This is a genomic window from Arthrobacter humicola (assembly GCF_022803015.1).
Classification (GTDB): domain Bacteria; phylum Actinomycetota; class Actinomycetes; order Actinomycetales; family Micrococcaceae; genus Arthrobacter; species Arthrobacter humicola_A.
Genome location: NZ_JAFKON010000005.1, coordinates 89,355 through 102,511, shown reverse-complemented (window position 1 = coordinate 102,511; position 13,157 = coordinate 89,355). Strand labels below are relative to the sequence as shown.

The 13,157-nt window shown below is 68.9% G+C and carries 12 protein-coding genes and 1 riboswitch; of the genes, 6 read left to right on the top strand and 6 right to left on the bottom strand.

The genetic code is table 11. The features are described from left to right. Positions 1–3: 3 nt before the first annotated feature. Positions 4–576 carry a low molecular weight protein-tyrosine-phosphatase gene (locus ARTB_RS11695; protein WP_243180580.1) on the top strand — a complete coding sequence of 191 codons (573 nt, stop codon included), beginning with the start codon at positions 4–6 and terminating at the stop codon, positions 574–576. Then, on the top strand, positions 573–2,654 hold the full coding sequence (pabB, locus tag ARTB_RS11690) for an aminodeoxychorismate synthase component I (RefSeq protein WP_243180579.1): 2,082 nt from the start codon (positions 573–575) through the stop codon (positions 2,652–2,654). The genes ARTB_RS11695 and pabB overlap by 4 nt, the downstream gene beginning before the upstream one ends. Before the next feature lie 23 nt (positions 2,655–2,677). Here pabB and cls read toward each other — a convergent pair whose 3' ends face one another. Further along, on the bottom strand, positions 2,678–4,153 hold the full coding sequence (gene cls / locus ARTB_RS11685) for a cardiolipin synthase (protein ID WP_028275402.1): 1,476 nt from the start codon (positions 4,151–4,153) through the stop codon (positions 2,678–2,680). A 93-nt stretch (positions 4,154–4,246) separates the two neighbouring features. On the opposite strand from cls, the gene ARTB_RS11680 reads away from it, so the two are divergent. Continuing rightward, positions 4,247–5,215 (top strand): aminodeoxychorismate lyase, encoded by a 969-nt coding sequence (locus tag ARTB_RS11680; protein ID WP_243180578.1) that lies wholly within the window; start codon positions 4,247–4,249, stop codon positions 5,213–5,215. 6 nt (positions 5,216–5,221) lie between these two features. Here the strand turns inward: ARTB_RS11680 and ARTB_RS11675 are convergent, their stop codons facing one another. Further along, positions 5,222–6,175, bottom strand: a complete 954-nt coding sequence (locus ARTB_RS11675) for a hypothetical protein (RefSeq protein WP_243180577.1) — start codon at positions 6,173–6,175, stop codon at positions 5,222–5,224. Positions 6,176–6,493: 318 nt separating this feature from the next. After that, a riboswitch (SAM riboswitch) is annotated at positions 6,494–6,607 on the top strand. Positions 6,608–6,619: 12 nt separating this feature from the next. Here ARTB_RS11675 and ARTB_RS11670 point away from each other — a divergent pair. From ARTB_RS11670 to ARTB_RS11660, 3 genes are read left to right on the top strand one after another with little or no spacing between them, the layout of a single operon-like run. Next, complete coding sequence (locus ARTB_RS11670) at positions 6,620–6,928, top strand: DUF1737 domain-containing protein (protein ID WP_243180576.1); 309 nt, start codon at positions 6,620–6,622, stop codon at positions 6,926–6,928. Further along, positions 6,925–7,344 (top strand): rhodanese-like domain-containing protein, encoded by a 420-nt coding sequence (locus ARTB_RS11665; RefSeq protein WP_243180575.1) that lies wholly within the window; start codon positions 6,925–6,927, stop codon positions 7,342–7,344. Before ARTB_RS11670 ends, ARTB_RS11665 begins: the two co-directional genes overlap by 4 nt. After that, positions 7,345–8,553, top strand: coding sequence for an O-succinylhomoserine sulfhydrylase (locus ARTB_RS11660; RefSeq protein ID WP_028275399.1), 1,209 nt, complete (start codon positions 7,345–7,347; stop codon positions 8,551–8,553). Between the two features lie 66 nt (positions 8,554–8,619). Here ARTB_RS11660 and ARTB_RS11655 read toward each other — a convergent pair whose 3' ends face one another. Genes ARTB_RS11655 through ARTB_RS11640 form a run of 4 tightly spaced genes read right to left on the bottom strand, consistent with a single transcriptional unit; the run spans position 8,620 to position 12,836 of the window. Then, entirely contained in the window at positions 8,620–9,711 is a 1,092-nt protein-coding gene (locus tag ARTB_RS11655) for a hypothetical protein (RefSeq protein ID WP_243180574.1), read from the bottom strand. After that, positions 9,708–11,003: a glycosyltransferase gene (locus tag ARTB_RS11650; RefSeq protein WP_243180573.1), complete on the bottom strand. Its 1,296-nt coding sequence runs from the start codon at positions 11,001–11,003 to the stop codon at positions 9,708–9,710. Before ARTB_RS11650 ends, ARTB_RS11655 begins: the two co-directional genes overlap by 4 nt. Next, positions 10,990–11,931, bottom strand: a complete 942-nt coding sequence (locus ARTB_RS11645; protein WP_243180897.1) for an ATP-grasp domain-containing protein — start codon at positions 11,929–11,931, stop codon at positions 10,990–10,992. Before ARTB_RS11645 ends, ARTB_RS11650 begins: the two co-directional genes overlap by 14 nt. After that, the gene (locus tag ARTB_RS11640; RefSeq protein ID WP_243180572.1) at positions 11,931–12,836 is read right to left on the bottom strand and encodes a PIG-L deacetylase family protein; all 906 of its coding nucleotides are present in this window, start codon (positions 12,834–12,836) and stop codon (positions 11,931–11,933) included. The genes ARTB_RS11645 and ARTB_RS11640 overlap by 1 nt, the downstream gene beginning before the upstream one ends. Positions 12,837–13,157 lie beyond the last annotated feature (321 nt).

Below are 13,157 nucleotides of genomic sequence, written 5' to 3'. Positions count from 1 at the left end.
GCTATGACCTCAATGTCGAGCCAGTACCGGATCATCGCGGTCTGCACCGGAAACATCTGCCGGTCCCCGATGGCGGAACTTATGCTGGCGGAGGCATTCCGGGCCGAGCGCCTCACGGGGGCCGTGGTCGATTCCGCCGGCACCACCGCGTATGAGGCGGGCCGGCCCATCGATCCCCGGGCAGCGCGCAAACTCACGGCGCAGAACATCGCTTCGGACCGCCACGTGGCGCGCGAATGGCGGCCCGAATGGTTCGCGAGCCGGGATCTGATCCTGGCCCTCGACGTCGACCACTACGGCTGGCTCCGGCAGGCAGCACCGGACCGGGACTCTCTGGCCAAGATCCGCATGCTCCGCAGCTTCGACCCCGCCGTGGCGGACGAGGACCCGCTGGAGCAGGGCATCGAGGACCCGTGGTACGGCGGCCACACCGACTTCGACACCACCTGGAACCTCATCCGGCCCTCCCTTCCGGGGATTGTGCAGCACGTACGCATCGAGCTTGAGCGGCAGGACGGGCAACATCACGGCAGTGATCAACCCAATGCACAGCAGCCGGTACGCTCTATTTCATGAGCCCCGCACCCGTCATCATCGCAATCGACGGGCGCTCCGGCTCCGGCAAGACCACCCTGGCCATCGAACTGGCGGCGCGGTTGAGGGAGCACCACAAGGTCTCGCTCTTCCACCTCGAGGACATCTATCCCGGCTGGAACGGGCTGGCGGCGGGGATCGAACGCTACGTCACCACCGTGCTTTCGCCCTTGCGGCGCGGGGAGAACGCGGAATGGGTCAGCTGGGACTGGGCACGGCACTACGACGGCGAGACCCGCACCACACGCCCGGCCGAAATCGTCCTGGTGGAGGGCGTCGGTGCCGCCGCGGCGGCCGCAGTGCCCCTGCTGGACGCCGTGATCTGGGCGGACTCCTCCGACGCGGACCGCCGGGCCCGGGCGCTGGCCCGGGACGGCGACACCTACGAACCGTTTTGGGACCAGTGGGCTGCGCAGGAAGCGGAGTGGCTGGCGGCCGATGACGTCCCGGCCCGCGCGGATGTGCACGTGCTCAACCTGGCGGACGGCACCGCCCCGGACGACGTCCTGCAGGCCCTTCAGTACCTTCCCGCCGTCGCCCCCGCCCTGCTGCCCGAACTCGCCGCCCGGCGCGGGCTGCAGTTGCTGGCAGAACGGGTCGAGGCCCGGCCCGAGGCCGGGCAGCTGTTTGCGTCGCTCTTTGGCGGTTCACCCGACGCCGTGTGGCTCGACTCCTCCCTGGACCCGGCAGGACTGGCCCCGGAGGCCGCGGAGCGGAGCCGCTTCAGCATTCTGGCCGACGACGGCGGCCGCTTCGGCCAGGCCGTCCGGCACAGTTCCGGACGGACCCGCGTCAGCACGGGCCAGGCCACCGTGACCACCGATGGCCCGTTCTTCCGCTGGCTCGACGGCGTGTGGGGCCGCCGCGCGCTCCGCGCACCCGAGGCCTACCCGTGCGAGTTCACCCTGGGCTGGCTCGGGTACCTCGGCTACGAGCTCAAGCGCGAAACCGGCGGGAGCGACGTCACCGCCGCCACCCCGGACGCCTGCCTGATCTTCGCCGGCCGTGCCGTGGTCCTTGACCATGCCGAGGGCACAGCCTGGCTGCTGACCCTGGACGCACCCGACGCCGGGGACTGGCTTGAGACGGCGCGCACGGCCGTCACCGCGGCCGCGTCGGCGCAAGTGGCCGCGCATGCCTCCCCGGCCCAGCGCGCCAGTGCCCCGCAAACCACCGCCCCGCAACCCACCGCCCCGCGCTTCGCCGCCCGGGACACGGAAGCCGGCTACAAGGCGAAGGTCACCGAGGCCCAGCGTGAGATCGCGGAAGGAAACACCTACGAGGTTTGCCTGACCACGGTGCTCACGGCTGCCTCGCCCGCGGGGTCTCAGGGCGTGGATCCGTGGCCGGCCTACCTGGACCTGCGGCGCCGGAACCCGGCCCCGTTCGCCAGCTTCCTGCGGTTCGGCGGGCTCGCCGTGGCGAGCACGTCGCCGGAGCGGTTCCTGCAGATTGCCGCGGACGGCAGGATGCGGGCCGAGCCGATCAAGGGCACGCGCCGCCGGGACACGGACCCAGGCACGGATGCCGCGCTGCGCGAGGAACTGGAATCTTCGGCCAAGGACCGGGCGGAAAACATCATGATCGTGGACCTGTTGCGCAACGACTTGAGCCATTTTGCCGTCCCGGGTTCGGTGGCCGTCAGCCGGCTGTGCGCGATCGAGAGCTACGCCACCGTGCACCAAATGGTGAGCACCATCGATGCCCGGCTGCGGCCCGGGATGCCGCGGGCCGAGGCAGTCGCGGCCTGTTTCCCCGCGGGTTCGATGACCGGCGCCCCGAAGGTCAGCACCATGGCCATCCTGGACCGGCTGGAGGCCGCGCCGCGCGGCGTGTACTCCGGGGCGATCGGCTACTTCTCCCTGAACGGGGCCGCCGACCTCGCCGTGGCAATCCGGACCCTCGTGGTCAGCGCCCTCGGCGAGGGTGCCGCGGAACTGAGTCTCGGCGTCGGCGGCGCTGTCACCGCCGATTCGACCCCGCAGGAGGAGTACGAGGAAATCCGGACCAAAGCGTTCGGTGTCCTCTCGGCGCTCGGCGCCGGGTTTCCCACGGGCTGAGTCGGCTGTCCCGCCGCCCCCGGCTACTGCAGGGTGGCCGTCAGCCGCGCGACGTTGTCCACGTATTTGACGCCCATCGGACGTTTCATCCAGTCCTCGAGCGTAAGTTCGCGCGAAATGCCCCGGTAGGTGTCCTCCACGGCGCTGATCCGCCGCACGATGTCCTCCCCCAGGAGCATCACCGAGACCTCCAGGTTCAGCGAGAAGGAGCGCATGTCCATGTTGCTGGAACCCAGCACGGCAACGTCGTCGTCGATCGTGAAGTGCTTGGCGTGCAGCACGAAGGGGGCCTTGTAGAGGTAGATCCGCACCCCGGCTTCAAGCAGCGCCTCATAGTAGGACTGCTGGGCGTGGTGGACCAGGAACTGGTCGCCCTTTTCCGAGACGAAGAGTTCGACGTCGACGCCGCGCTGCGCCGCCGTCGTCACCGCATACAGCAGCGAGTCATCCGGGACGAAGTACGGGCTGCAGATCGAGATCTTGCGCTGAGCCGAGTAAATCAGCGTGTTGAAGAGCCGCAGATTGTTTTCGGTGATGAAGCCGGGGCCGCTGGGCACCACCTGGGCGGTGATGTTGCCGGCGTGCAGTTCGGGCCGGTGCGCGAGCTGTTCCTCAATGGATTCGTCGGTCTCGCTGAGCCAGTCCGTGGCGAAGACGACGTTGAGCGTGGTGACGATCGGTCCACGCAGGCAGGCCATCAGCTCGACCCATTCGCGGCCGATCTTGCGGTGCTTGGGGTTGTTGTAGGAGGGCTCGATCAGGTTCTGCGATCCGGTGAAGGCGATCTCGCCGTCGATCACCATGATCTTGCGGTGGTTGCGCAGGTCCGGTCGGCGCCACTGCCCCTGCAGCGGGCTGAGCGGCAGCATGGGCCGCCAGCGGATCTTGCTGGCCTTGAGCCGGGCGATCAGCTTGCGATAGCCCTTGATGCGAAGCGTGCCAAGGTGATCGAACAGGACACGGACCTCGACGCCGCGCTCGGCGGCCTCTTCCAGCGCGGTCAGCAGATCGTCCGTGACGTGGTCCGAGCTCATGATGTAGAACTCGGCGTTGACGAAGGACTTTGCGCCGCGGACCGCCGCGGCCATCGCCTTGATGGAGTCGGGGTAGCCGGGCAGCAGCTCCACTTGGTTACCGTCCACCATCGGCAGCGAGCCCAGCGTCTTGTTCAGTTCCGCGGCGGAAGCCACCCATTCGGGTCCGGCGTAGCGGCTTTCCAGCATCGCCAGTTCCGAGGTCCCGGCGCGCACTCGGGTATTGACCGCGTCCTGCTGCGCGCGGCGCTTGCGGGAGAGCCGGAAGTTGCCGAACAGCAGGAACAGGAGCAGGCCGATGGTCGGCACGATGAAGATGCCCAGCAGCCACGCCATCGCGGTGGTGGGCCGCCGGTTTCCGGGGATGATGCCCAGTGCCAGCACCCGGATGGCGAAGTCGATCACCGTCAAAATCAGAATCGCCCAGGACGGTAAAGTCTCCGCCAGCGGAAATGGCCACAGCACAGGCGAACCCCTCAACGTACAAGCCACGCGGAACAGTTCCGAACGGGCAGTGCCCAAATCCTATCCCGGGACCACCGAGACTAAGCTTTAGCCATGACCACTCCTGCCCCTGTTCCTGCGCCCGCGACCGTTCTGGTCTTCCTCGACCCGGCGTTCGACGGCGGCCGCGTTGCCGACGCGTCGCAGCCCCAGCTGATGGCCACGGACCTGGGCGCCACCCGGGGCGACGGCGTTTTCGAATCCCTCCTGGCCGTCGGCGGCCGGCCCCGCAAGATCCAGGCGCACCTGACCCGGCTGGCTGGCTCGGCCCGGCTTCTGGAGCTGGACATCCCCGCCGAGGATGCATGGCGACGGGCGGTGGAAACCGCCATCCGCGAGTTCCGCGGGCAGGAACCCGCCGCGGCTGCACCGGGCGGCGCGGCGCAGGACGAGGTGGTGGTGAAGCTGATTGTCACCCGCGGGCCGGAGGGCGCGGCTGCCCCCACGTGCTGGGTCCAGGCCTCCGCCCCGGCCGCCGCGGGACGGCGGCAGCGCGAGACCGGGATCGACGTCATCCTGCTCGACCGCGGCTACGACAGTGAAGTCGGCGAGCGCGCCCCGTGGCTCCTGCTCGGCGCCAAGACCCTTTCCTACGCCGTGAACATGGCGGCGCTGCGCTACGCCCACCGGCAGGGCGCCGACGACGTCATCTTCACGTCCGCGGACGGCAGGGTGCTGGAGGGTCCGACGTCGACCGTTCTGCTGGCCCACCTGGAAACCTCGGACGACGGCGCCGGCGGAGTCCGCACCGTCCGGCGGCTCATCACGCCCCAGCTGGACAGCGGCATCCTGCCCGGCACGTCACAGGGCGCCCTGTTCACCGCCGCCAAGGCCGCCGGCTGGGAGCTGGGCTACGGCCCGCTGGAGCCGAAGGACCTGCTGGACGCCGACGCGGTCTGGCTGATCTCCAGCATCCGGCTCCTGGCCCCGGTGAACCACATCGACGGGCAGGAAATCGGCACCCCGGAACTCCGGCGCCAGCTCACTGCCGAACTCAACGCCCTCTTCGCGACCATCGAATAGGAACGCTCACCCCAGGGCGTCCGCGGGCACTGCCGGGCACCGGCGGAACGAGGCCGGGTTGAACGCCGGGAGCATGAATGTTGCGAGCACGGCGTCGAGCATTTCCGGGGCCCAGGTGCTGTTCTCCCCCAGGGTCGCGCAGACACCCAGCACCACGGGCGTTCCGTCGGTGCGGCGGCGGATCTGGACCTGGACCGGCCCGGCCAGCCTGAGCGTGCGGACGGCGGCCAGGCCCAGCTTGCGCACATCCCCGGCCTGGTTCGCCGGCACCCTGCGGCTGACCTCGTCGCTGCCGGCGCGTCCATACGGAGTCCTGGTCTTCTCGAGGACCACCGCCACCGGCGCCATCGCGTTGCGTGCCGGGGTGCCGAACACCAGGCACACATAGTCGGCACCCGGGATAAATTCCTGGACCAGTTGCCCCGCCGGCATGTTCTTCCAGCTAACGGAGCCGGTTCCGGCCAGCAGGTGGACACCATGGGAGCCTTTGAAGACCCGAGGCTTGACCACCACGGGGCCGCTGAGGCCGGCGAGGGATGCCGGCGCGGCGGCGAGGTCGCCCGGAACCGCGAACCGGGGCACCGGGATGCCGGCGGCTTGCAGCGCCCAGGTGGTGAACAGGTGGTCGTTGGCGAGGGCCACCGCGGCGGGGTCGGCCACGATGATCCGCACGTCCTGGGCGAATCCGGCGCGGGCCGCGGCCAGGACCGGGAGCTCCACGGTGAGGGTCGGAATGATGACGTTGATGGCTTCGCGGTCCACCACCCGGCGCAGGTCCAGGACCATGTCCGGGTTCGTCGCCGGCAGGAGCCTGACCGCGGCGGCGGGAGCCTCCCCGGCCTGGCGGGTGTCGGCGCGGGCGTCGGAGCCGAGGTACGGGAGGCCCCGGGCTTCGAGCTGGGCCGCGACGGCCCGTCCGGCGGCGCTTGTAATCCCGGTAACGAGTATGCGCGGGCCCACGATTGCTCCATTCCGCCGTCACCGGCCGGACCGCGGCTGCGGCTCCGACCGTTCCAGCCACCGATTCCCAGACAGCTTGTTGATGGACAGGCGAGTCGATTCCGGGACTGCTCGATTCACACATTGCTCGAATCACCTGCAGCTCCGGCCGACTCGTCGGACCTAATCCCCCCAGTAGACGGCGAAACGTCCCGGCAGACACGAGTGGGCTGTACCCGAAACTGGAGCCCGCCACTACTCGCCCGGGCCGCGGTCCGGTTACGGAACATGACGACGGCGGCGGTGCGGGCCGGCGTCGCAGGTGTTACGTTTTTGGGGAGTAATGAGAACCGGTGCCAAGCCCTGACTGGCCGGTCGGCAACCCTCCCTTTCGCGGCGGGGTGCCTCAGGTGAATACTCGGCATTCGAGAATTCGAGCTGCAAGCGTGAAAGAGGAGATCCGTCGTGCCCGAGACGTCAATACCCACAACAGCCACACCCGGTTCAGCACCCGGCGCGGAGAGGCTGGCTTACCGCCTGTTCACCGGCGCGGATGACCGCGCCTTTTGCGAGCGGGTGTCAGCCGCCCTGGCCGAGGGCTACGTGCTGCATGGAAGCCCCGCCGCCAGCTTCAACGGAAGCACCGTGATCGTGGCGCAGGCGCTGGTCCTGCCGGCCGCGATTGCCAGTGCGGACGCCGCCGTGGCCAATGCGGTTGATGAGCTCGACGCCGACGAATTTGGCGCCGACGGAGCCTTCGCGGGCCACGCATGAGCTACGCCGGAGACCTCAGCCCGCAGGAGGCGTGGGCCAAGCTGGAGGCCGGAGCCATCCTGGTGGATGTCCGGACCGAAGGCGAATGGGCCCACATCGGCATCCCGGACACCGCGGCCGCGGGCGAGAGCCGCAACGATCCGCTCTTCATCCAGTGGAACCTTGCCGGCGGCACGCCGAACCCGCACTTCGTGGAACAGCTAAGGCAGCAGGCGCCGGCGGACACCGCCGTCGAACTGGTGTTCCTTTGCCGTTCCGGTGCCCGGTCGATCGGCGCCGCGACGGCCGCGACGGCCGCCGGCTACACCTCGTACAACGTCCTTGAGGGCTTCGAAGGCGAGACCGACCGCTTTGGCGAACGCACCGTCAATGGCTGGAAGAACCGCGGCCTGCCCACCAACCTCGGAAAGATCTAAGTGACTTTCAATCCCGACGCCGCCGGCTGGGCGGCCGACACCCAGGCTGTCCGTGGCGGCCTTGACCGCACCGGCTTCCAGGAGACCACCGAGCCGATCTTCCTCAACTCAGGATTCGTCTACGAGTCCGCGGCCGCCGCCGAGCGCGCCTTCACCGGGGAGGACGAGCGCTTCGTCTACTCCCGCTACGGCAACCCCTCCGTCGCCACCTTCCAGGAGCGGCTGCGGCTGCTCGAGGGAACGGAGGCGTGTTTCGCGACGGCGTCCGGCATGTCCGCCGTCTTCACCGCCCTGGGCGCGCTGCTGGCGGCCGGCGACCGGGTGGTCGCGGCCCGCTCGCTGTTTGGCTCGTGCTTCGTGATCCTCAACGAAATCCTGCCGCGCTGGGGTGTCGAGACGGTCTTCGTAGACGGTCCGGACCTGGAGCAGTGGCAGTCCGCGCTGTCCGTGCCGACCACCGCGGTGTTCTTCGAGTCGCCGTCGAACCCGATGCAGGAAATCGTGGACATCGCCGCCGTGAGCAAACTGGCGCACGCGGCCGGCGCCACGGTGGTGGTTGACAACGTCTTCGCCACCCCGCTGCTCCAGCGCTGCGGCGACCTCGGCGCGGACGTGGTGGTCTACTCCGGCACCAAGCACATCGACGGCCAGGGCCGCGTCCTGGGCGGAGCCATCCTGGGCACCAAGGAATTCATCGACGGGCCCGTCAAGCAGCTCATGCGGCACACCGGTCCGGCGCTTTCGGCGTTCAACGCCTGGGTGCTCACCAAGGGCCTGGAGACCATGGCCCTGCGCGTCAACCATTCCTCGGCCTCCGCGCTGCGGCTGGCCGAATGGCTCGAGGGACAGCCTGCGGTCGGCTGGGTAAAGTACCCGCTGCTGCCGTCCCACCCGCAGTACCCGCTCGCAGTGCAGCAGATGAAGGCCGGCGGGACCGTGCTCACCCTGGAACTGCAGCCCTCCCCCGGGCGCACGGCGAAGCAGGCCGCGTTCGCACTCCTGGACGCGCTGCGGATCATCGACATCTCCAACAACCTGGGCGATGCCAAGACGCTTATCACGCACCCGGCCACCACCACGCACCGCGCGATGGGCCCGGAAGGCCGCGCGGCGATCGGGCTCAGCGACGGCGTGGTCCGGCTTTCGGTGGGGCTGGAGGACGTCGAGGACCTGATCCGCGACCTCGGCCAGGCGCTCAAGCAGGTCTAGGCACTCAAGCAGGTCCAGGCCCTCAAGCAGGTCCAGGCCCTCAAGCAGGTCCGGGGCCATGGCCGCTCAGGCCCAGGCCGCCTTGAGCGCCCGCCAGGCGGCGTCGTCGAGCATGCTGGATGGTGTGACGGCGACGGCGGCCGCCCCGCCGGAGACAGACGCCTCCAGCCCGGCCGCCAGGTCCGCGGCGGAGATGCGCCCGTCCTGGGCCCACATCCCGACCGAGATGGCGAACTTCCCGGACCGCTTGGCCATGGCCGCGGCCAGCTCGGCGGAGTAGGCCGGAGCGGCGTCGTTGAGCCCGAAGTAGTCCCACAAGACCAGCCGGTCCGCGGCCGCGGCGAGCAGCCCGTAGTCATGGCCGCTCTCCGGCCGGTCGGCGGCGGGATCGTGCCACGGCGCCCGGACGTCCATGTCGAGCGTGGCGCCGTTCGCGTGCGCGGCCGCCGCCGCCTTGGCCACGATGGCTGCCACCGCCTTCGACCGCCAGGCCCCGAGGCCGGGGTGTTCGACGTCGATGGCCCCGTTCGCGAGCCGCGGCCAGTCCGTCCCGCCGCTGGCCAGCCGGTAGGAGTCGCGGTCGTCGCCGCCGTAGGTGTTGTTATCGAACATCAGTTCCGTCAAGGCCACGGCGTCCGGCTGGTACCGCCTGGTCACCTCGGCCACGAAGGCGACCAGCCGCTCCCCGACGGGTCCCGTCGTGAGTGCGCTGACGCTGGCGAACTCCGTGGAGCGGGTGCCGTCGAAGTTGATGCCGGCCAGGCCCGGGTTGGTGCGGATCCAGCCGGGGATCAGCAGGTCGATGGTCAGTGTGATCCTGCGTTTCCTGCCATCACCGCCGGTCCCCAGCGCCTTGACCGCTTCGGCGACGTGGTCACGGCCCGGGACGGCCTCCACCTCGGGGTGGGCGTCCCAAGGGAACGCCGTCCAGTCCAGCCGCCCCACGCTGATGGTGACGCTGTTGGCGTTGACCTCATCGAGCCGTCTGGCCAGTTCCGGCAGCGTCGAGGCGGCGTCGACCACAGTTTCGTAGCCGACGCCGACAGTGCGCTCCGCGGCGGGCGCCGTGGGTCCCTGCGGGCCGCCGCACCCAGTGGCGGCAAGCGCCAGCACCGACAGGAGCGCAAGGGCAGGGAAGGCAGCCGGTCCGCGTTTCAAACGCTGACGTCCGGGCGCACCGCCGGGGCGGTGACGCTGACCACCCCGGTCCGCGTCAGCTTGTTCCAGTGCGCCTCCTTGCCGCGGAGTTCCTGCACCAGCGCGGTCACCATGGTCAGGCTCGTAAACACGGAATAGAGGGGGATGAGCGGGAGCGCCCAGGCGTGCCGCAGGTCCTTCCACGCCCTGTTCATGGCCAGGGCAAACACCGTGAGCAGCAACGTGATGAACAGCCCCACCCAGCCAAGGATTGCCCAGACGTCCGCGCCGAACGGACTGCGGCCCAGCGCCGTGAGGAAGACCAGATCCACGAGTACCAGGATCTGGAGCACCGGGAGCACCACCATGGTGATGGTGTTGAACAGCAGGTACGCGCCGAACTGTCCGTGCCGGAGGTTGCCGATCATGCGCTTGTGCACACCCATGGTCTGCAGCAGCCCGCGGGCCCAGCGGACGCGCTGGCGCCAGAGCGCCCGGACCGTTGACGGCGACTCGGCATAGACCAGCGCCCGCGGGGCGAAGACCACCCGGTAGCCTGCCTTGTGCACCCGCCAGGTGAGTTCCAGGTCCTCGCCTACCGTGTCTTCGCGGAACGGCCCGATCTCCTCCAGGATCCGGCGGGGGAACGCCCCAATGTTGCCGGAGACGATCGGGAGGCAGCCGATCATGGTCAGGGCGCGCCTGACCATCCCGGTGCCGACATGGCTGATGAAGGCCAGCATCCGGGTCTGGACCCGGTCCAGGTTTACCGGCCTGTCGTCGCCGCACACGGCTCCGGTGCGCTGGTCAGTGAAACCCTGGAGCATCCCCTTGACGGTGTTCTGGGAGAAGATCCCGTCAGCGTCGACAAACATGAGGACCTCGCCCGTGGCGTGGCGGATGCCCAGGTTCAGGGCGGCCCCCTTGCCGGCATTGGCCTGGGTCAGGACCGTGATCCGGGGATCCGTCGCGGCGAGCGCGCGCATCAGCCCGGCCGTGTTGTCAGTGGAGCCGTCATCCACGAGCACCACCTCGTACCGGTCGTACAGGGTGAGCTGAATGGAGCGGACGCAGTTTTCGATGACGGTCGCCTCGTTGAAAGCCGGGACAATGATCGACACGCTGGGCCGCTCATCCAGCAGGGTGGGCGTTGCGCGGCGGCGGCGGCGCCCCGCACGGAGTTCAAACCAGACGGACAGCGGCAGCACGAGCAGCTTCACGAGCCCGAACACCAGAATCGGCAGGCCGATGAGGAGCAGGAGGTACTCGGCCCCGGGGACGGCTGATGCGGAGGCGGAACTAAACCAGGACATGGGCGTACGCTCCTGTGCTTTGCCTGAAGGAGGCCGGGTTGAAGGAGGGAAGGGCAAACGACGCCAGCACGGCGTCGAGCAGTTCCGGGGCCCGCCCGCTGTTCGCGCCGAACCGTGCGTTCACTTCAAGGACCACCGGGGTCCCGTCGGCACGCCGGCGGACATCGACGTCGACCGGGCCCGTGAGGCCCAGCGAGCGGACGGCCGCCATCGCCAGATTTCCGACGTCCGTGGCCTCGCCGGCTTCGGCGCGGCGGGTGCTCACGGCGTTGCCCACGCTGCCCTGCGCCAGTTCGGTCTTCTCCACGACGACGACGAACGGCGCGGCCCCGTTGCGCGCCGGGGTGCCGAAGACCATCGGGCCGTATTCGGTGCCCGGGATGAACTCCTGGACAATCAGGCCTTCCGGCAGGCCGTGCCAGTCCACCTGTTTGCTGCCGTCGATGACCATCACGCCGCGTCCGCCGCGGGAGACCCGCGGTTTGAGAACTATGGGGCCGCCGAGCGCGGCCATGGCGGCACCGGCATTGGCGAAGTCCCTGGGCACGCCGAATCTCGGCACGGGGACCCCGGCGGTCTGCAGCTGCCAGGCCGTGAAGAGCTTGTCGTTGGCGAGAGCCACCGGACCGGGATCGCCGATGATGACCCGGACGTCGGTCCCGAAGGCGGCACGGTACCCCGCAAGCTGCGGGAGTTCCTCACTCACCGTGGGGATGACCAGGTTGATGCCCTCCTGGACGACAAGCCGGCGCAGAGCCGAGACCATGTCCGGGTCCGAGGCTGGGGGCACCGGGACGACGGTAAGGCCCGCCCCGGCGGGCAGTTCGCGGATGTCCGTGCCCAGGACGGGAACGCCACGGGACTTCAGCTGGGCCGCTACGGCGCGGCCCGCGGGGCCTCCGGCGCCGGTGACCAGCACGCGGGGCATCACAGCTTTTCCATTTCCGTGCTCAGGAGACGGACGGGTTCGTAGGCTTCGGCGACCCGGCGCCTCGCCTGCCCGCCGCGGAACGAGGCGATGCCGCGGACCCGCTCGGGCGTCATATACGGCTTGGCGAGCTGGTCGCTGTGCATCCTCACGGCCTGGACCTTGGCGTCAAGGTAGTCGTCGATGTCAATGAAGACGCTCGGGCTGAAGTCCCGCGTTGCCGACGGGCTTTCATAGCAGAGGATTGAGTGGTGCTGGCGGGCGGCCCGCAGCGTCGCCATGTGGACGGCCTGATGGTCCTGGTGCTGGTCGTGGTTGGAATGCGTGAGGATGATGTCCGGGTTGTAGCGGGCGATGGCGGCTTCAATGACACCCACCATTTCCTGGCTGTGCCGGAACAGGTCCGTGTCTGTGAAGTTGTAGTGGGTCATTCCGGTCAGGCCCATGAACGCCGCGCCGCGCCGCGCGTCGAGGGAGCGTTCCAGGGGATCCCCTCCACGGGTGCCATCGCTCATGACGAGCCCCTGCACCTCGTGTCCGGAGTCTACGAACTTCGCCAGGGTACCGCCGCAAGCAAGTTCAAGGTCGTCGGGGTGGGCGCCGATGGCCAGAACTCTGCGCGGCTGGGGGGCCGGGGGCCCCCCGGTGCGAAGGGCCGTCAAAGCAACGCCCAGGGACGCGAGCCCGCCAAGGGTAAACGTGAGGTCGGCAGTCCGCCACAACTCGGGCGCATCGAGGAAAACGCTGGCCAGATTTGCCACCAGCAGCGTTGAGCCGGCAAGAAGGCAAATCCTGCGAAGCAGTTCGGGACGGCGCAGGCGGCGGTGGAACCAGGACCGGCCAAGGGCGGCGGCGGCCACAAAAGTAATCAGGAAAACGATGAGCAAGACATAAATCGAGACCATATGAATTCAATTCCTATGTTGTTCGGCACCCCAGTGCCGGGCCGGATTTGATCTTCAGGGCCGGGCGCATAAGTGAACCTGGCTTTGGGAAGTGGGAGGGGCAATTTTCTGAATCGGTTCGCGGCACCCTTGGCAGGGTGCCGCGTCGGCGAAAGGTGCAGCCACTGCGGGCTGTGCGAGCATTGCAGGACGTTGACCAGCGCATATGTGGCACAGCACAACCGCCCCCCGGCGTGTTACGTGACATTGTGAGACCTTCTGGAAACCTTCGGAAAACCTTGAACTTGCTCTTCCAGTAAAGGCGAGTGGCCTATCAGGGCG

What these genes read in the sequence shown, in the direction of transcription:
- ARTB_RS11645 (WP_243180897.1), bottom strand. Translation starts at nt 11,931, where the DNA reads ATGCCCCGCGTGCTGGTCACCGGCGCCGGAGGCCCCGCGGGCCGCGCC.
- ARTB_RS11665 (WP_243180575.1), top strand. Translation starts at nt 6,925, where the DNA reads ATGAGCTACGCCGGAGACCTCAGCCCGCAGGAGGCGTGGGCCAAGCTG.
- ARTB_RS11695 (WP_243180580.1), top strand. Translation starts at nt 4, where the DNA reads ATGACCTCAATGTCGAGCCAGTACCGGATCATCGCGGTCTGCACCGGA.
- ARTB_RS11640 (WP_243180572.1), bottom strand. Translation starts at nt 12,836, where the DNA reads ATGGTCTCGATTTATGTCTTGCTCATCGTTTTCCTGATTACTTTTGTG.
- ARTB_RS11650 (WP_243180573.1), bottom strand. Translation starts at nt 11,003, where the DNA reads ATGTCCTGGTTTAGTTCCGCCTCCGCATCAGCCGTCCCCGGGGCCGAG.
- pabB (WP_243180579.1), top strand. Translation starts at nt 573, where the DNA reads ATGAGCCCCGCACCCGTCATCATCGCAATCGACGGGCGCTCCGGCTCC.
- ARTB_RS11680 (WP_243180578.1), top strand. Translation starts at nt 4,247, where the DNA reads ATGACCACTCCTGCCCCTGTTCCTGCGCCCGCGACCGTTCTGGTCTTC.